Source organism: Streptomyces akebiae, assembly GCF_019599145.1.
GTDB lineage: Bacteria > Actinomycetota > Actinomycetes > Streptomycetales > Streptomycetaceae > Streptomyces > Streptomyces akebiae.
This window is the reverse complement of record NZ_CP080647.1, coordinates 5,918,439-5,935,979: the sequence shown is the minus strand read 5'-3', so window position 1 is coordinate 5,935,979 and position 17,541 is coordinate 5,918,439. Positions and strand designations below refer to the sequence as shown.

The 17,541-nt window shown below is 71.1% G+C and carries 16 protein-coding genes; 10 read left to right on the top strand and 6 right to left on the bottom strand.

Annotation, left to right across the window (positions count from 1 at the left end):
- Positions 1-11 precede the first annotated feature (11 nt).
- From K1J60_RS25660 to galU, 4 genes are all read right to left on the bottom strand, one after another.
- Entirely contained in the window at positions 12-593 is a 582-nt protein-coding gene (locus K1J60_RS25660) for a MogA/MoaB family molybdenum cofactor biosynthesis protein (protein WP_220648237.1), read from the bottom strand.
- The gene (moaC, locus tag K1J60_RS25655; protein ID WP_220648236.1) at positions 590-1,072 is read right to left on the bottom strand and encodes a cyclic pyranopterin monophosphate synthase MoaC; all 483 of its coding nucleotides are present in this window, start codon (positions 1,070-1,072) and stop codon (positions 590-592) included. The genes K1J60_RS25660 and moaC overlap by 4 nt, the downstream gene beginning before the upstream one ends.
- 84 nt (positions 1,073-1,156) lie before the next feature.
- Positions 1,157-2,479 (bottom strand): molybdotransferase-like divisome protein Glp, encoded by a 1,323-nt coding sequence (gene glp / locus K1J60_RS25650; protein WP_220648235.1) that lies wholly within the window; start codon positions 2,477-2,479, stop codon positions 1,157-1,159.
- A 5-nt stretch (positions 2,480-2,484) separates the two neighbouring features.
- Entirely contained in the window at positions 2,485-3,387 is a 903-nt protein-coding gene (gene galU / locus K1J60_RS25645) for a UTP--glucose-1-phosphate uridylyltransferase GalU (protein ID WP_220648234.1), read from the bottom strand.
- 133 nt (positions 3,388-3,520) lie between these two features.
- Here galU and K1J60_RS25640 point away from each other — a divergent pair, with 133 nt between their 5' ends.
- Positions 3,521-4,096, top strand: a complete 576-nt coding sequence (locus K1J60_RS25640) for a 5-formyltetrahydrofolate cyclo-ligase (protein ID WP_220648233.1) — start codon at positions 3,521-3,523, stop codon at positions 4,094-4,096.
- 50 nt (positions 4,097-4,146) lie between these two features.
- Here K1J60_RS25640 and K1J60_RS25635 read toward each other — a convergent pair whose 3' ends face one another.
- Positions 4,147-6,918, bottom strand: coding sequence for a penicillin acylase family protein (locus K1J60_RS25635; RefSeq protein ID WP_220648232.1), 2,772 nt, complete (start codon positions 6,916-6,918; stop codon positions 4,147-4,149).
- A 262-nt stretch (positions 6,919-7,180) separates the two neighbouring features.
- Between K1J60_RS25635 and K1J60_RS25630 the strand changes: the two genes are divergently transcribed.
- The 6 genes from K1J60_RS25630 (at position 7,181) to mscL (ending at position 13,273) form a co-directional block, all read left to right on the top strand.
- Positions 7,181-8,746: a potassium/proton antiporter gene (locus tag K1J60_RS25630; protein WP_220648231.1), complete on the top strand. Its 1,566-nt coding sequence runs from the start codon at positions 7,181-7,183 to the stop codon at positions 8,744-8,746.
- A 340-nt stretch (positions 8,747-9,086) separates the two neighbouring features.
- Positions 9,087-10,376 (top strand): MFS transporter, encoded by a 1,290-nt coding sequence (locus K1J60_RS25625; protein WP_220648230.1) that lies wholly within the window; start codon positions 9,087-9,089, stop codon positions 10,374-10,376.
- 69 nt (positions 10,377-10,445) lie between these two features.
- Positions 10,446-10,772, top strand: coding sequence for an FmdB family zinc ribbon protein (locus K1J60_RS25620; protein ID WP_220648229.1), 327 nt, complete (start codon positions 10,446-10,448; stop codon positions 10,770-10,772).
- A gap of 155 nt (positions 10,773-10,927) precedes the next feature.
- Positions 10,928-11,836, top strand: coding sequence for an S-methyl-5'-thioadenosine phosphorylase (locus tag K1J60_RS25615; RefSeq protein ID WP_259407915.1), 909 nt, complete (start codon positions 10,928-10,930; stop codon positions 11,834-11,836).
- 210 nt (positions 11,837-12,046) lie between these two features.
- Positions 12,047-12,667 (top strand): CpaB family protein, encoded by a 621-nt coding sequence (locus tag K1J60_RS46080; RefSeq protein ID WP_259407914.1) that lies wholly within the window; start codon positions 12,047-12,049, stop codon positions 12,665-12,667.
- 129 nt (positions 12,668-12,796) lie between these two features.
- Entirely contained in the window at positions 12,797-13,273 is a 477-nt protein-coding gene (gene mscL / locus K1J60_RS25605) for a large conductance mechanosensitive channel protein MscL (RefSeq protein WP_220648228.1), read from the top strand.
- 10 nt (positions 13,274-13,283) lie between these two features.
- Here the strand turns inward: mscL and K1J60_RS25600 are convergent, their stop codons facing one another.
- Complete coding sequence (locus K1J60_RS25600) at positions 13,284-13,472, bottom strand: hypothetical protein (protein WP_220648227.1); 189 nt, start codon at positions 13,470-13,472, stop codon at positions 13,284-13,286.
- Between the two features lie 163 nt (positions 13,473-13,635).
- On the opposite strand from K1J60_RS25600, the gene K1J60_RS25595 reads away from it, so the two are divergent.
- The 3 genes from K1J60_RS25595 (at position 13,636) to K1J60_RS25585 (ending at position 17,421) form a co-directional block, all read left to right on the top strand.
- Positions 13,636-14,913 carry a low temperature requirement protein A gene (locus tag K1J60_RS25595; protein ID WP_220648226.1) on the top strand — a complete coding sequence of 426 codons (1,278 nt, stop codon included), beginning with the start codon at positions 13,636-13,638 and terminating at the stop codon, positions 14,911-14,913.
- Positions 14,903-15,934, top strand: coding sequence for a P1 family peptidase (locus tag K1J60_RS25590; RefSeq protein ID WP_220648225.1), 1,032 nt, complete (start codon positions 14,903-14,905; stop codon positions 15,932-15,934). The genes K1J60_RS25595 and K1J60_RS25590 overlap by 11 nt, the downstream gene beginning before the upstream one ends.
- A gap of 269 nt (positions 15,935-16,203) precedes the next feature.
- Entirely contained in the window at positions 16,204-17,421 is a 1,218-nt protein-coding gene (locus K1J60_RS25585) for a L,D-transpeptidase (protein WP_220651695.1), read from the top strand.
- The last annotated feature ends 120 nt before the right edge of the window (positions 17,422-17,541 follow it).

The window sequence follows — 17,541 nt, the reverse complement described above, 5'->3', positions numbered from 1 at the left end:
GGATGGGCTGTTCAGCTCGCACCCCCACGGGGTCTGGAGGGGTCCTCCTCGGCCGGTGAGCCGCCGGGGGCCGGCCTCTGGTGGTCCCCGCCGCGGATCTGGTCGACGGCGTGGGTCAGCAGGGGTTCCAGGACGGCCAGGCCGTCCCGTACGCCGCCGGTCGAGCCCGGCAGGTTGACGATCAGGGTGCCGCGCGCGACTCCGGCGAGGCCCCGGGAGAGCACGGCCGTGGGCACCTTCTGCCGACCGTACGCCCTGATCGCCTCGGGGATGCCGGGGACCTCGTGGTCGAGGACCGCGCGGGTGGCCTCCGGGGTGCGGTCGGTGGGCGAGATGCCGGTTCCGCCGGTCGTCACGATCACGTCGTACCCGGCGTCGACGCCCGCCCTCAGCGCGGCCTCCACGGGGTCGCCGTCGGGCACGACCTGGGGGCCGTCGACGGCGAAGCCGAACCCCCTGAGTCCCTCGGCGATCAGGGGCCCGCCCCGGTCCTCGTAGATTCCGGCGGCGGCGCGGTTGGAGGCGGTCACGACCAGGGCGGCGTACGGCGCGGTGAGGGCGCCCCCGAGCGGTGGTTCCGCCGGGGCCGTCATGCCCGGCTCCAGTCGCCCGACTTGCCGCCCGTCTTCTCCTCGACGCGGACGTCCGTGATGACCGCGCCCTTGTCGACCGCCTTCACCATGTCGATCACGGTGAGCGCGGCGACGGAGACCGCCGTGAGGGCTTCCATCTCTACGCCCGTGCGGTCGGTGGTCTTCACGGTCGCGAGGATCTCGACGGCGTCGTCCGCGACCGCCAGGTCGACCTTGACGCCCGAGACCGCGAGCGGGTGGCAGAGCGGGATCAGGTCGGGGGTGCGTTTGGCGCCCATGATCCCGGCGATGCGCGCGGTGGCGAGGGCGTCGCCCTTGGGCACCCCCTCGCCGCGCAGCAGTTCGACCACCTTCGGGGAGACCAGGACCCGGCCGCTGGCGCGGGCGGTGCGCGCGGTCACGTCCTTCCCGGAGACGTCGACCATGCGAGCGGCGCCCGCCTCGTCGATGTGGGTCAGTCGGTCCTGCGGCGTACTCATGGTGGTGTGGCGCTCCCGGTCGGGGCCCGTCGCGGTGCGGCGCGCGGCCTGTTGTGCGCGACACGGTACGCCACCCTCGACGGTTCAGCCGAGCAGGACGACCTCCACCTCCGTACCGGGCTCGACCGACTCGGTGTCCTCGGGGATCACGATGAGCGCGTCCGCGTGCGCGAGGGCGGCGACGAGGTGCGATCCGGCACCTCCCACGGGGGTGACCTCGCCGTCGGCGTACGTGCCGCGGAGGTACTGCCGACGGGCCGCGGGCGAGGTCAGCGCCTTGGGGGCCCGCAGGGTCGCCGTGGTCGTCGGACGGTGGACGTCGTCGAGGCCCATCAGGGTGCGGATGGCGGGCCGGACGAAGAGTTCGAAGGAGACGTACGACGACACCGGGTTGCCGGGGAGCGCGAGGAGCGGGGTGTGGTCGGGGCCGATGGTGCCGAAGCCCTGGGGCTTGCCGGGCTGCATGGCGAGCTTGCGGAAGTCGATGCCGGCGCCTTCCTCGTCCTCGTCGCCGACGGACTCCAGGGCTTCCTTGACGACGTCGTACGCGCCCACGCTGACCCCGCCGGTGGTGACCACCAGGTCGGCGCGGACGAGCTGGTCCTCGATGGTGGAGCGGAGGGTCTCGGCGTCGTCGGCGACGGCCCCGACGCGGTAGGCGATGGCACCCGCGTCCCGGGCGGCGGCGGTGAGGGCGAAGCTGTTGGAGTCGTAGATCTGGCCGGCGGCCAGGGTGTCGCCCGGCGGGATCAGTTCACTGCCGGTGGAGAGCACCACCACTCGCGGGCGCGGGCGTACGCGTACCGAGGCGCGGCCGATGGCGGCGAGCAGGCCGAGCTGGGGCGGGCCGAGGATGGTGCCGGCCGCCAGGGCGCGTTCGCCGGCCCTGACGTCGCTGCCCTCCGCGCGCACGTGCGCGCGTGCCTCGGCGGCGCGGTGCACGGCGACCTGGCCGGTGGCGCCCTCGGGGCTCGCGCTGCGGGCGCGCATCCCGGAGACGGGTCCCTCGCCGAGGCCGCCGTCGGTCCACTCCACCGGGACGACCGCCTCCGCGCCGGGCGGCAGGGGGGCGCCGGTCATGATGCGGGCGGCCTCGCCGGGGCCCACCTGCGGCTGTTCGCTCTGGCCCGCCGCGACGTCGCCGATCACCGTGAGCACGGCGGGGAACTCCTCGCTCGCGCCCGCGACGTCCGCGACCCGCACCGCGTACCCGTCCATGGAGCTGTTGTCGAACGGCGGCAGTGACACCGGCACCGTGACGTCCTCGACCAGGACGCAGCCCTGGGCGTCGAGGAGTTGCAGTTCGATGGGCTCCAGGGGGTGGACGGTGGCGAGGATGTCCTCCAGGTGCTCGGTCACCGACCAGAGGTGGTCCCGGCCGGTGGTGCGGGTCGCGGCGGTGCTCAATGTGGCTACATCTCCTCGGCTACGTAACTGCGAAGCCAGGTCCGGAAGTCCGGGCCCAGGTCTTCACGTTCGCACGCGAGTCTGACAATGGCACGCAGGTAGTCGCCACGGTCTCCGGTGTCATAGCGCCGGCCCTTGAAGACGACGCCGTGCACGGGGCCGCCGACCTTCTCGTCCGCGGCGAGCTGCTGGAGGGCGTCGGTGAGCTGGATCTCGCCGCCGCGGCCCGGCTCGGTCCGGCGCAGGACGTCGAAGATCTGCGGGGCGAGGACGTAGCGGCCGATGACCGCGTAGTTCGACGGGGCGTCGGCCGGGTCCGGCTTCTCGACCATGCCCGTGACCTTGACGACGTCGCCGTCCTCGGTGGCGTCGACGGCCGCGCAGCCGTAGAGGTGGATCTGCTCCGGCGCGACCTCCATGAGGGCGATGACGCTGCCGCCGTTCTGTTCCTGGACCTCGACCATGCGCTGCAGGAGCGGGTCGCGGGGGTCGATCAGGTCGTCGCCGAGGAGGACCGCGAAGGGTTCGTCGCCCACGTGCGGGGCGGCGCACAGCACCGCGTGACCGAGGCCTTTGGGGTCGCCCTGGCGGACGTAGTGCATGGTCGCGAGGTCGCTGGACTCCTGGACCTTGGCGAGCCGGTGGGCGTCGCCCTTCTTCTGGAGGGCCGACTCCAGTTCGTAGTTGCGGTCGAAGTGGTCCTCAAGGGGGCGCTTGTTCCGGCCGGTGATCATCAGGACGTCGTCGAGACCGGCCGACGCGGCCTCCTCCACCACGTACTGGATCGCCGGCTTGTCGACCACCGGCAGCATCTCCTTGGGAGTCGCCTTGGTGGCCGGCAGGAACCGGGTTCCCAGACCCGCGGCGGGAATGACAGCCTTGCTGATCCTGGGGTTCGCCTCACTCATGGGCGGAACCATATCCGGCGCCTTTGTACGGAATCTGTGGCTCCGATGAATTCGTTCTCATATGAGCCGATTACGAAGAATACTGGAGCTACCTGTGGACCGGATGGGACCTGAACCGGAGCTTTCCAAGCGAATGTTGCGACGAGAGCTCCTCCTGATGAGGAGCGGGTTGACACCGGATGACGTCCGGGAAACGACGGGCGCCCTTGCGGGCCGGGCGCTCGGTCTGCCCGAACTGGCGCACGCGCGCACGGTCGCGGCGTACGTCTCGGTGGGGAGTGAGCCGGGCACTCTCGCGCTCCTCGACGCGCTCCGCGCGCGGGGCGTGCGCGTCCTGCTCCCGGTGCTGCTGCCCGACAACGACCTCGACTGGGGCGTCTACGAGGGAGAGGCCTCTCTCGCGCGCGTACGGCACGGCGGCCGCATGGAACTCCTCGAACCCGCCGGTGAGCGGCTCGGCCCCAACGCGGTGACCACCGCCGACGTCGTCCTGCTCCCGGGCCTCGCGGTCGACGCGCGCGGGATGCGTCTCGGACGGGGCGGCGGCTCCTACGACCGCGTCCTGGCCCGTCTGGACCGCGCGGGCGCCGACCCGGCGCTCGTGGTCCTGCTGTACGACACGGAGGTGGTCGACCGGGTGCCGGAGGAGGAACACGACCGCCCGGTGCACGCGGTGGTGACGCCCTCGGGGGTACGGCGCCTGACATGACGGTTCCCCGCGTCCCGAAGGAGCGCGGGGAACCGTGGCGGGCTGAGGGACTACGGCTTCAGCAAGAGCGTGTCACTGGTGCTGCCGTCGACCGCCTTGTCCGAGAACGACCAGGTGAGCAGCTCGCCCTTGACCCACTTCTCGGTCTGGTCGGTGTAGTGCGCGTTGTACGCGTGCCCGGAGGCGCCGGTGAGGTTGATCCACTTGGACTTGTCGAGGTCCCCGAGGTTCACCACCATGCGCATCGAGGGCACCCAGACGACCTCGTAGCCGCCCGCCGCGTTCCAGCCGGTGGCGTTGACCGTGGCCTCGCCGCCGCCCAGCTTCCAGGGGCCGCGGTTGAGCATGTACTGGAGGAAACCGGGGCCCTCGGTGCCGAGGGTCTGGTTCTTCAGGAACAGACGGTGCAGCCGGCCCCAGCTCCAGCTGTCGATGTCCTTGCCGAGCTTGGCGGTCAGCTCCCAACGGGCGTCCCGCATGGCCCGCTGGAACAGCTCGTCACGGGTGTCGGCGGCCTTCAGGTTGCGGGTCTTCGGCGTGGACCACCAGGCGTTGTCCTGGTCGTCGACGAGCCGGCGGACCACCTCGAACCAGCGGTCGCCGCCGTCCGGCTGCGCCTGGTCCGCGTCGCGCCTGCCGCACTCGCGCACCTTCTGGTCCTCGTCGGCGGGGCCCGTGGAGTCGACCGGCTCGACCGACAGGCACTGTCCCTCGACGCGCAGCTCCTTGGGCAGCTTGTCACCGAAGGCGAGCTTGAGGATGTTGCGCCAGACCGAGTTGAAGTACGCGGCGGCCGCCGAGTCGGCGTCCTGGGTGTAGTCCCAGCCCTCCAGGAGCTTCTGCGCCTCGCGGACGTGCTGGTCGCCGACGTCGATCTTGAGCAGCAGCGGCACGAGCAGCTTGGCGATCTCGCTGCTGTTGTCCATCTGCATCTGCCGCATGTCGTCGGTGGAGATCTTGCCGCCACCCTTGATCTTGGACTCGATCAGGCTGGTGATCCGCTGCGCGCGCGTGCCGTAGCCCCAGTCCGAGGTGAGCGTGTACGGGTACTTCTTGTCGACGACGGCCTGGTTGGCGGTGACGATGTAGCCGCGCTCGGGGTCGTACTCGTAGGGCAGTTCGTCCTGGTCGATGTAGCCGGTCCAGCGGTAGCGGGGGTCCCAGCCCGGGGCGGGCAGCGAGCCGTCGCCCTCGCCGCGGGTGGGGATCTTGCCGGGCAGCTGGTAGCCGATGTGGCCCTCGGTGTCGGCGTAGATCAGGTTCTGCGAGGGGACGTCGAACAGGGCGGCGGCCTCGCGGAAGCCGTCCCAGTCCTTGGCCTTGTTCATGGCGAAGACGGCGTCCATGGAGGTGCCGGGGTCGAGCGCGGTCCAGCGCAGGGCGATGCCGTAGCCGTCGCCCCGGTCCGGGGCGTCCTGGTCGACCGTGGCCTTCTTGCCGACCTGGACGAGTTCGTCGTTGCGGTCGGAGAGCAGGGGGCCGTTGTTGGTCGTCCGGACGACGATCCTCTTGGACGTGCCGCCGGCGACCTCGATGGTCTCCTCGCGGGTGTCGAAGGGCAGGACCTTGGAGCCGTACTGGTAGCCGTCGCCGGTGAGCTTCTCCAGGTAGAGGTCGGTGACGTCGACGCCGGAGTTGGTCATGCCCCAGGCGATGTCGGCGTTGTGGCCGATGACCACGCCGGGCATGCCGGAGAAGGTGTAGCCGGAGACGTCGTACTGGCACTTCGCGGAGACGGCCTTGCAGTGCAGGCCCATCTGGTACCAGACCGACGGCAGCGCCGCCGACAGGTGCGGGTCGTTGGCGAGCAGCGGCTTGCCGGTGATGGTGTGGTCGCCGGAGACGACCCAGGAGTTGGAGCCGATGCCGTTGCCGTTCACGCCGACGGCCTCGGGCAGGTCCTCCAGGACGTTGTAGAGGCCGTCCAGCTGGGTCTGGAGGGCTCCGGAGTCGGTGGACGTGCCGGCGGTCCCCGTACCCGTCCCGGTGCCCCCGGTGCCCTGTGTGGAGCCGTCGGCGCTCTGCGTCGACCCCGACCCGTCCGACCAGGTCTCGGTCAGCTCGTCGTACTGACCCTCCTGCACGATCGTCCCGTTGCGGCCGTAGGGGTACTGCGGGTACAGGTCGGCGATCTGCTTGGGGCCGAGGCGGCTGGTCATCAGGGCGCGGTCGATCTCGTCCTGCATGTTGCCGCGCAGGTCCCACGCCATCGCCTTCAGCCAGGCAACCGAGTCGACGGGGGTCCAGGCCTCGGGCTTGTAGTCGCCTGCGAAGCCGAGGGCCGCGTACTCGACGGAGATCTCGTCGCCGTCCTTGCCGGCCAGGTAGGCGTTGACCCCCTTGGCGTACGCGTCGAGGTACTTCTTCGTCTCGGCGGAGAGCGTCTTCTCGTACTCCTCCTCGGCGATCCGGTGCCAGCCGAGGGTGCGCAGGAACTCGTCGTTGTCGACCTGGCCCTCGCCGAACATCTCCGAGAGGCGGCCGGCCGTCATGTGGCGGCGCACGTCCATCTCGTAGAACCGGTCCTGTGCCTGGACGTAGCCCTGCGCCATGAACAGGTCCTCGTCGGAGGAGGCGTAGATCTGCGGGATCCCGTGGCCGTCGCGTTTGACGTCGACCGGTCCCGCCAGACCGTCCAGGGTTATCGAACCCTTGGTCTGCGGGAAGGAGGCGCGCACGGTGGAGACGGACCAGAACGCCCCGTAGCCGACGCCACCGATGATGGCCAGGACCAGGACGATCAGGAAAAGACGGACTTTGCGTCCCTTCTTCCTGCCGGACTTGCCGGACTGCTGGCCGGAGGGGGTGGTGTCGGTGGGCATCGCTGTCCTTGCTGTCCTAACACGAGCGGCAGGTCGGGCTGTGCTTTGTACTGAACGCTGGAGCAACCATAGGCGCAGGGCCCGACACGACTTGACGCGGAGTCGGGAACTGGCGCGGACGACTGTTCGATCTTGCCTGCGCAAGCGTCAAGAAATCGTCAAGAGTTAGGTAAGGTAACGAAGTACTCGCACTGACGTAACCGCAATCGCACGGTTTCCGTGATCGGCTTCGCATGCCCTCGCGCGCGCGTGCCCGCATCCAGTGCTCGGCACCCCACACTCGGAACCACGTGCGGTTCGGCAAGAAAGGTACGGCCCGCTGACTGTCCACGATCTCAACCAGCTCCTGCTCGTCTGCTCGCTCGTCCTTCTCGTCGCGGTCGCCGCGGTCCGGATCTCGTCGCGCAGCGGGCTCCCCAGCCTGCTCGTGTATCTGGGCATCGGCATCGCGATGGGCCAGGACGGCATCGGCGGGATCCACTTCGACAACGCCGAACTGACTCGGGTCATCGGCTACGCGGCCCTCGTCGTGATCCTTGCGGAGGGCGGCCTCGGCACCAAGTGGAAGGAGATCAGGCCGGCCCTGCCGGCCGCCACTTCACTGGCGCTGGTCGGAGTCGCGGTGAGCGTCGGCGTCACGGCCGCGGGCGCGCACTATCTGATCGGGCTGGAGTGGCGGCAGGCGCTCATCATCGGCGCGGTGGTGTCCTCCACGGACGCGGCGGCCGTCTTCTCCGTGCTGCGCAAGATCCCCCTCCCCGCGCGCGTGACGGGCACCCTGGAGGCCGAGTCGGGCTTCAACGATGCCCCGGTCGTCATCCTCGTCGTCTCGCTCTCCATGGCCGGGCCGATCGAACACTGGTACGTCCTCGTCGGCGAGATAGCGCTGGAGCTGGCGATCGGCGCGGCCGTCGGACTCGCCATGGGCTGGCTGGGCTCCTGGTGCCTCAGGCACGTGGCGCTGCCCGCCTCCGGCCTCTACCCGATCGCCGTCATGGCCATCGCCGTCGCCGCGTACGCCGTCGGCGCCCTCGCCCACGGCAGCGGCTTCCTCGCCGTCTACCTGGCCTCCGTGGTCCTCGGCAACTCCAAGCTGCCGCACTGGCCGGCCACGCGCGGATTCGCCGAGGGCGTCGGCTGGATCGCCCAGATCGGCATGTTCGTCCTGCTCGGCCTGCTCGTCACCCCGCACGAGATGGGCGACGACATCTGGCCCGCGCTCGTCATGGGCCTGGTGCTGACCATGGTGGCCCGACCGCTGAGCGTCGTCGTCGCGCTGACGCCGCTCCGGGTGCCGTGGCGGGAGCAGACGCTGCTGTCGTGGGCCGGACTGCGCGGCGCGGTGCCCATCATCCTGGCGACGATCCCCATGGTGAGCGGGATCGACGGCAGCCGCCGGATCTTCAACATCGTCTTCGTGCTGGTCGTCGTCTACACCCTCGTCCAGGGGCCGACGCTGCCCTGGCTGGCCCGCAAGCTGCGCCTCGGCGGCTCCGGCGACGAGGCCGCCGACCTCGGCATCGAATCGGCGCCCCTGGAGCGGCTGCGCGGCCACCTGCTGTCCGTCGCCATCCCCGAGAAGTCCCGTATGCACGGCGTCGAGGTCAACGAACTGCGACTCCCCGCGGGCGCCGCCGTCACCCTCGTCGTCCGCGACGGCACGTCCTTCGTCCCCCTGCCCACCACGGTCCTGCGCCGCGGCGACGAACTCCTCGTCGTCGCCACCGACCCCGTCCGGGACCAGGCGGAGCGCCGGCTCAGGGCCGTCGGCCAGGGCGGCAAGCTGGCCGACTGGCTGGGGACCGGCAACGGGGGGTCCCGGCGCTGAGGACGGGGGCGGGTCCCGTCACTGAGGGGCGGGGGCGGGTTCCGTCACTGAGGGGCGGGGGCGGGTTCCGTCGTTACGGGCAAGTTTCGCATCGTTCACACCCTCAGGATCGCGGGGTGCGGCCGCCCATGGTGCTCACTTTCACAGGCGACCCTCCCCGTCCCCCTGTACGATGAAGGCGCACTTGATCGGACCAACTCTGTCTGACGCAGAGCTGGCGCGACCGTATGGCGGCCGTCACGCCCCCTCTCGTGGGCCCGGCATCTACCGCAGTGGCGCAAGAGGACAGCTCTCGGCGCCCCCGCACAGGCGCGCTACCAGGCGGCGGAAAGGCACGGCCGTGGCATCCACGGTCTCCTCGAACACCTCGAACACCTCCAAGGCGTCCCGTCCGGGCTACGGGCAGCTGCTGCGCACCCGTGGCGCGTGGACGTTCCTCCTGCCCGGCTTCGCGGCCCGCCAGCCGTTCGCGATGCTGACGCTCTCCATCGTGCTGCTCGTCCAGCACACCACCGGCTCGTACGGCGCGGCCGGCGCCGTGGCCGCCGCGACCGGCGTCTCCATGGCCCTGTTCGCCCCCTGGAGCGGCCGTCTCGCCGACCGGCACGGCCAGCGGGCCGTCCTGATCCCCGGCATCCTCGTCCACGGCGCGGCCGGCCTCTCCCTGACGGCGCTGGCCCTGATGGACGCCCCCCTGTGGGCGCTCTTCGCCGCCGCCGTGCCCACCGGGGCCTCGGTGCCGCAGATCGGCCCCATGGTGCGCGCCCGCTGGGGCGTCAAGCTCCAGGACTCGCCCCTGATGAGCACCGCGGCCGCCTTCGAGTCCGTCACCGACGAGCTGACCTTCGTCCTCGGCCCGCTGCTCGCGACCGCGCTGTGCACCGCCGTGCACCCGGCCGCCGGCCTGCTCACCGAGGCCGCGCTCACCCTGATCGGCGGCCTGCTGTTCGCCGCGCAGCGCGGCACCCAGCCCCGTGTCGTTCCCGTGGCCCACGCGCGCGTGGAGCGGGTTTCCGCCCTGTCCGTCCCCGGAGTGCGTGTCCTGATCGTCACCTTCCTGGGCATCGGCTCCGTCTTCGGCGGCATGCAGGTCTCCCTCGCCGCCTTCTCCGAGTCGATCGGCGAGCCCGGCCTGAACGGTGTCCTGTACGGCGTGTTCGCCGCCGGCAACATGCTCTCCGGCATCGTCTGCGGCGCGATCGCCTGGAAGGCGGCCCCGCAGCGGCGTCTGGTCATCGGCTACACGGCTCTCGCGCTGGCCGCATCCGCCCTGTGGACCGCGGACTCCGTGCTCGTCCTCGCGGCGCTCGGCCTCCTGGTCGGGATGTGCATCGCCCCCGCCCTGATCACCGGCTACACGCTGGTCGACTCCCTGGTCCCGTCCGGCGCCCGTACGGAGGCCTTCACCTGGCTGACCGGCGCGGTCGCGCTCGGCCAGGCGGCCGCCGTCACGGCCGCCGGTCAGCTGGAGGACCGGCTGTGGACCGGCGCCGGATTCCTGGTGCCCGCGGCCGGTACGGCACTGGCCCTGGCGACCCTGTTCGCCCTGCGTACGCGGCTGGCGGGCAGCCCCCGCAGCCGGACCGTCGCGCGTGTCGTCGGTCACCGAGTGCCGGTGACAGTGGACTGATCCCCGGGGAATAGGTCACTATGGACCGTCGTTAGCACTCATCGAGTGAGAGTGCCAGGAGGAAGACCAGTGCCGACGTACCAGTACCAGTGCACCGAATGCGGTGAGGGCCTCGAAGCGGTGCAGAAGTTCACCGACGACGCCCTGACCGAGTGCCCCAGCTGCAACGGCCGCCTCAAGAAGGTGTTCTCGGCGGTCGGCATCGTCTTCAAGGGCTCCGGTTTCTACCGGAACGACAGCCGGGGCTCGTCGTCGAGCAGCAGCCCGGCGACGTCGAAGTCCTCCTCGTCCTCCTCGGACGCGAAGTCCTCGACGTCGTCCTCGTCCTCGTCGTCCTCCGACGCGAAGTCGTCGTCCTCGGGTTCTTCCTCCACCAGCAGCACCTCGGCCGCGTAGCACCTCGGCCGCGTAGCGCTTCGGCCGCATCGCGTGTGCGGCCGCGTGGTGCTCGCGCCGCGTGAGCGCTTCCAAGCGGCTTCCGTCCAGGACCCTGCCGTCGCACGACGACCTGCGGGGTCCTTGGCGTTTCCGGGCCCGGTTAGGGTGCGGGCATGGCGAACACGGAGCACGTGGACAACGGGGTCGGGCCGACGAGCGGGACCGGCACGACGGACAGCACGGCGGCGGCGGGACCGGCCGAGATCGGTGTCATCGGAGGGTCGGGCTTCTACTCCTTCCTCGACGACGTGACCGAGATACAGGTCGACACCCCCTACGGACCGCCCAGCGACTCCCTCTTCCTCGGCGAGATCGCCGGACGCCGCGTCGCCTTCCTCCCGCGCCACGGCCGCGCCCACCATCTGCCGCCGCACCGCATCAACTACCGCGCCAACCTGTGGGCGCTGCGCTCCGTCGGGGCGCGCCAGGTGCTCGGCCCGTGTGCGGTGGGCGGTCTGCGGCCCGAGTACGGACCGGGCACGCTCCTCGTCCCGGACCAGCTCGTGGACCGTACGAAGTCCCGCGCCCAGACCTATTTCGACGGCCTCCCCCTGCCCGGCGGTGCCGTCCCCAACGTCGTCCATGTCTCGCTCGCCGACCCTTACTGCCCCGTCGGCCGCAAGGCGGCCCTCGAAGCGGCACGCCGGTGCGACTGGGAACCGGTGGACGGCGGCACCCTCGTCGTGGTCGAGGGCCCCCGCTTCTCCACTCGCGCCGAGTCCCTGTGGCACCAGGCCCAGGGCTGGTCCGTGGTCGGCATGACCGGCCACCCCGAGGCCATCCTCGCCCGCGAACTGGAGCTCTGCTACACCTCCCTGACCCTCGTGACCGACCTCGACGCCGGCGCCGAGACCGGCGAGGGCGTCTCCCACGAGGAGGTCCTCCAGGTCTTCGCCGCCAACATCGACCGCCTCCGAGGCGTCCTCTTCGAGGCGGTCGCCGCCCTGCCGCCGAACGACGGCCGCGACTGCCTGTGCACGAAGGCGCTGGGCGGGATGGACCCCGGGTTCGATCTGCCGTGACGGGGTGACCACACCACCCGGCCGGGGTGAGGCCGCTGGGGGGGTGGGGGGAAGTACGGGGTGCAGGGTGCGCAGTGCGCGGTGCGGAAGTCCTCGTTCGGGTGGCGGGGTTTTCCACAGTCGTCGAGTGGTCCACAGGCCCCAGCGGGCTCCGCCGCGAAGCCTCATCGTGGGACCGCAAGCCGATCCCACACCGCAGGTGGTGACCCCATGTCCCGTTCCTCGTCCCCCTCCACGTCCACGTACTCGTCGTCCTCGACGTCCGCGTCCTCGTCGTCCGCGTACTCGTCCTCCCCCACCTCTCCCCGCCTCCCCTCCTGGGCCGCCGGCCCACCCGGCACCGATGCCCCTCCCACCTGCGAGGTTCCGCACTTCGCCCCGCTTCGGGTGAGCGGCGGAGCACATCGGCTCCGCCGTCTCGCCCGCTGCCGACGGCGTGCCATGGCCGCGGGTCTGGCGGTGACCGCCGCCGCCCTGTTGGCGACAGGCGCGGGCCCGAGGGACGCCGGACGGGTCAGGGGCCACCCTGTGGCCGACCCGGTCCCCGAGCGCCCCGCCACCGTGGGCACGGTGACCGCCCCGGTACGCATCGCCGACGGCGCGACGGTCCGGCTGCTGCGTCCCGGTGACCGGGTCGACGTGATCGCGGCCGAGGAGTCCGCGACGGGCGGCGCCGCGAGGGTCGTCGCCCGGGGTGCCCGCGTCTCCGAGGTGCCCACCGCCGACACGGCCGAGAGCGGAGCCCTGGTCGTCCTGACCGTCCCCCGGCGCACGGCGGCCCGGCTGGCCGGTGCGGGCGCCACGTCCCGCTTGGCGGTGACCCTGTGGTGACCGCGCGTCCCACCGTCGGGCACCGCTCGTCAAGTGCCACGAGAGAGGGACCCGGTTGGACACTCGGGCCCGGCCCTGACGTAGGTTGCGGAGTCGTTTGTCCCACAACCAGCGCAGAGAGGCCTCGTGGTGAGCGAGAAGAAGGATCCGAGCGTCTGGGAAGGCTTCAAGGCCTTCCTGATGCGGGGGAACGTCGTCGACCTGGCCGTCGCCGTGGTCATCGGCGCGGCCTTCACCAACATCGTCAACTCGGTGGTGAAGGGGGTCATCAGCCCGCTGGTGGGGGCGTTCGGCACGAAGAACCTCGACCAGTACCGCTCGTGCCTGAAGGCCCCCTGCACGGTGTCGGCGGACGGAACGGTCACCGACGGCGTCGCGATCCTCTGGGGCACGGTGCTGAACGCGACGCTCACGTTCCTCATCACCGCGGGCGTCGTCTACTTCCTGATGGTGTTCCCCATGGCCAAGTACCTGGCCCGCCAGGAAGCCCGCCGCAAGGCCAAGGAGGGCGCGCACGAGGTCATGGAGGTGACCGAGCTGGAGGTCCTGAAGGAGATCCGCGACGCCCTGGTGGCCCAGCGCGGTTCGGGCCACGACCGCACATAGCTCGGCGCTGTCAGATGTGGTGGGGCGGCTTCTCGTCGAGGAAGCGCTTCAGGTCGGCCGCGCCGTCGCCGCCGTCGCCGGACCGCTCGCCCCACCCGTGGTCCGTGTCGTCGGACGACGGCCGGCTGAGCGGGTCGTCGAAGACCAGCGCGGCCTTGGGGTCACGCGGTTCGGAGCCGGGGGCGGGAGCAGTACTCATGCCTCCAGAGTACGGCCCCGCGCCCGGACGACCTCCGGCGCCGGCCCCTCCCCCGGCTCCTCCTCACCCGCCCCGGGCCCGTCCGCGCACACCCTCGGTCCACCCCGGCACTGGTGAACACCTGAGCGAGAATTCCACCGGGATCTCTGGTGTGCTTGGCCCCATGACGTCAAGTTCCACGCCCCCGCCCCCCTCGGCTCCCGGCCCTTCCTCCGGCGCAGGACGGGCGCCGGTGCGCAGGCTCGTCGCACGGGGCCGTGGGGAGGAGCACCGGGTCGCCTCGCCGCTGGAGCTCTTCTTCGACCTGTGCTTCGTCGTGGCCGTCGCCCAGGCGGGCGTCCAACTGGTCCACTCCGTCGCGGAGGCACACGCCGCCGAGGGCATCCTCAACTACGCGATGGTCTTCTTCGCGATCTGGTGGGCCTGGATGAACTTCACCTGGTTCGCCTCGGCCTACGACAACGACGACGTGCCCTACCGGCTGGTGACCCTCGTCCAGATAGCGGGTGTACTGGTGCTCGCCGCCGGGGTCGGCCGGGCCTTCGAGGACCACGACTGGACCCTGGTCGTGCTCGGCTACGCGATCATGCGACTGGCGATGACCGCGCAGTGGCTGCGGGCCGCGCGGACCGCGACGGACGCGGAACGGGTCACGGCCCTGCGGTACGCGGGTGGTGTGGCGCTGTGCCAGATCGGCTGGCTGGGGCTGCTGGTCCTGCCGGAGCCGGCCAGACCGTGGCTGTTCCTGGTGATGGCGATCGCCGAACTGTCCGTCCCGCTGTACGCGGAGAGAGGCTTCCAGACGTCCTGGCATCCACATCACATCGCCGAGCGGTACGGCCTGTTCACCATCATCGTGCTGGGCGAGACGATCCTGGCGGCCACGGTCGCGGTGAAGTCGGCGGCCGACGAGAACGACGCGTTGGGCGAGCTGCTGCCGATCGCGGTGGGCGGGCTGCTGATCGTCTTCTCGGCGTGGTGGATCTACTTCACCGTTCCCATCCACGGCCATCTGCGCTCCAGCAAGGAGAGCTTCCTGTGGGGGTACGGCCACTACCTGATCTTCGCGTCGGCCGCCGCGATCGGCGCCGGTCTGGAGGTCGCGGTCGAGGAGACGGTACACAAGGCGCACATCTCCACCCTGGCCGCGTCGGCGGCGGTGACCCTGCCGACGGCGCTGTACCTCATCTCCGTGTGGGCGCTGCACGCCCGCCACTACAAGGTGGGGACGGCACAGCAGACCGTGCTGCCGCTCGCCGCGCTCGCCGTGGTGCTGTGCACGTTCCTCGGGCACTGGGCGGTGCCGGCGGCGGGCGTCGTGGCGACCGTGACGGTCGCGGTCGGGGTGGCGCTCACGTCCCGTGGCCACGGCACCCCGCACGCCCACGGGACGAGGGAGCAGGAGCAGGCCCCCCACACCAGGGGTTCTCATGGCAGTTGACGCGTTGACCGATGTGTCCGGCCTGCGGGTCGGGCATGCCACCCGGATCGGCGAGGGCTGGCTCACCGGCACCACGGTCGTGCTGGCTCCGGAGGGCGGCGCGGTCGCGGCCGTGGACGTGCGCGGCGGCGGGCCCGGCACCAAGGAGACGGACGCGCTCGACCCGCGCAACCTGGTGCAGAGGGTCGAGGCGGTGGTGCTGACCGGCGGCAGCGCGTACGGGCTGGACTCCGCGTCGGGTGTGATGGCCTGGCTGGAGGAGCGGGGACGGGGCGTGCGGGTCGGCCTCGACCCGGCACACGTGGTGCCGGTCGTGCCGGCCGCCTGTGTCTTCGACCTGGGCCGGGGCGGCGACTTCAAGGCCAGACCGGATGCCGCCGTCGGCCGGGCGGCGGTGGAGGCGGCGGACGCGAGCGGGCCCGGGGCGCCCGTGGCGGAGGGATGTGTGGGGGCCGGGACGGGGGCGACGGTCGGGCTGCTCAAGGGCGGCATCGGCACCGCGAGCACCGTGCTGGACTCCGGAATCACGGTGGCCGCGCTGGTGGTGGCCAACGCGGCGGGATCGGTGACGGACCCGGAGACGGGGGTGCTGTACGGGGAGTTGTTCCAGGGGCGTGCGACGTATCCGGCGCCGGAGGTGCACGAGAGTGCGCGGCGGCGGATCGCCGAAACCGCCGCGACGAGTCCCCCTCCCCCGATGAACACCACGCTGGCCGTGGTCGCCACCGACGCCGACCTGACCCGCGCCCAGGCCCAGAAGCTGGCCGGCACGGCACACGACGGCATCGCCCGCGCCGTGCGCCCCGTGCATCTGCTCAACGACGGGGACACCGTGTTCACCCTGGCGACGGGCGCGCGACCGCTGCCACCCCGGGCCGGCCCGCTCGCCCTGAACGAACTCCTCGCGGCAGGAGCGGACTTGGTGACCCGCGCGATCGTACGGGCGGTACGGGCGGCCGAGTCGGTGGCCGGTCCGGGCGGAGTGTGGCCTTCGTACGGGGAGTTGTACGGGAGGGGTTGAGGGGCGAGGGGCGAGGGCGGGGCCCGTTGCATGGCCACGGGGGCGGGGAGGGGGAGGGGGAGGGAGAGGGGGAGGCCCCCCCGGGGGGGTTGCGGGGCCGTGGGCGGCCGGTGGTTTCAGTCGGGTCGCTGGGAGCGATTGTCCCGGTTCTGTCACGTGATGCGCTGAGGCGGGAGGCGCGGGAACCCGCCGGGCCGCCGTTCGCTCTATGTCCACGTACCGGAGCGGATGACGTGGATCGCCTAGAAGCGAAGAAGCTGGAGCAGATCGTGACAAGGCCGAAGATTGCTGTACGGCGGGCACTGGGGACCTGTGCCGTGCTGGTGGTCGGTGCGCTGACCCTCACCGGCTGCGGCGGCGACGCCCAGGCCGACAACAAGAGTGATGGCAAGGGGACTTCGGCCGAGGACACGGCGGCGCGGATCACGATCTCGGCGAAGGACGGTTCGACGGGCGCGTCCATCAACGCGACCGGGGTGAAGGTCAGCGGCGGCAAGCTGACCGAGGTGGAGATGACCGTCGCGGAGGGCGGCGAGGCCGTGGCGGGCGAGATAGCCGCGGACGGGCGGTCCTGGAAGCCGAAGGAGCAGTTGGAGCGCGGCACGAAGTACCGGATCTCGGCGACCGCGAAGAACGCCGACGGCAAGACGTCGGCCGCCAACTCCATCTTCACGACCGTGTCGACGGCCAACAGCTTCATCGGCACCTACACGCCGGACAACGGCACCACGGTCGGGGTGGGGATGCCGGTGTCGTTCACCTTCGACAAGGCGATCACGGACCGCAAGGCCGTGCAGTCGCACATCACGGTGACGTCGAGCAGCGGGCAGGAGGTGGTGGGGCACTGGTTCGGGGAGCAGCGGCTCGACTTCCGGCCCGAGGAGTACTGGAAGGCCGGGTCCAAGGTCACGATGAAGATCGACCTGGACGGCGTGGAGGGCGCGAACGGGCTCTACGGGGTGCAGGACAAGACCGTCACCTTCACGGTCGGCCGGTCTCAGGTGTCCACGGTCGATGTGAACACCCAGACCATGACGGTCGTGCGGGACGGAAAGACGATCAAGAGCGTGCCGATCTCGGCGGGCAGCGCCGCGACCCCGACGTACAACGGTCAGATGGTGATCTCGGAGAAGTTCCGGCAGACGCGGATGAACGGGTCGACGGTGGGCTTCGGCGGTGAGTACGACATCGCGGACGTGCCGAACGCGATGCGGCTGACGACGTCGGGCACCTTCGTCCACGGCAACTACTGGTACAACAGGGGCAACCCGCCCTTCGGACGGCAGGGCACCAGCCACGGCTGCGTCGGTCTCGCGGACGCCCGGGGCGCGAGCAGCGACACGCTCGGCAAGTGGTTCTTCGACAATTCGCTGATCGGTGACGTGGTGACCGTCAAGAACTCCCCCGACAAGACGGTCGCGCCGGACAACGGCCTCAACGGCTGGAACATGCCGTGGAGCGAGTGGACGGCGGGCGACGCCATCTGACCACGTCGTTCCGGTAGTTCGTCGGGCCGCGCGGGAACCAACCGCGCGGCTCCGGCGTTTTAGAGGCGTACGTTTTCTCGGTTCCCGGACATGATGTCCGACCGAGGGGCTACGGTATGC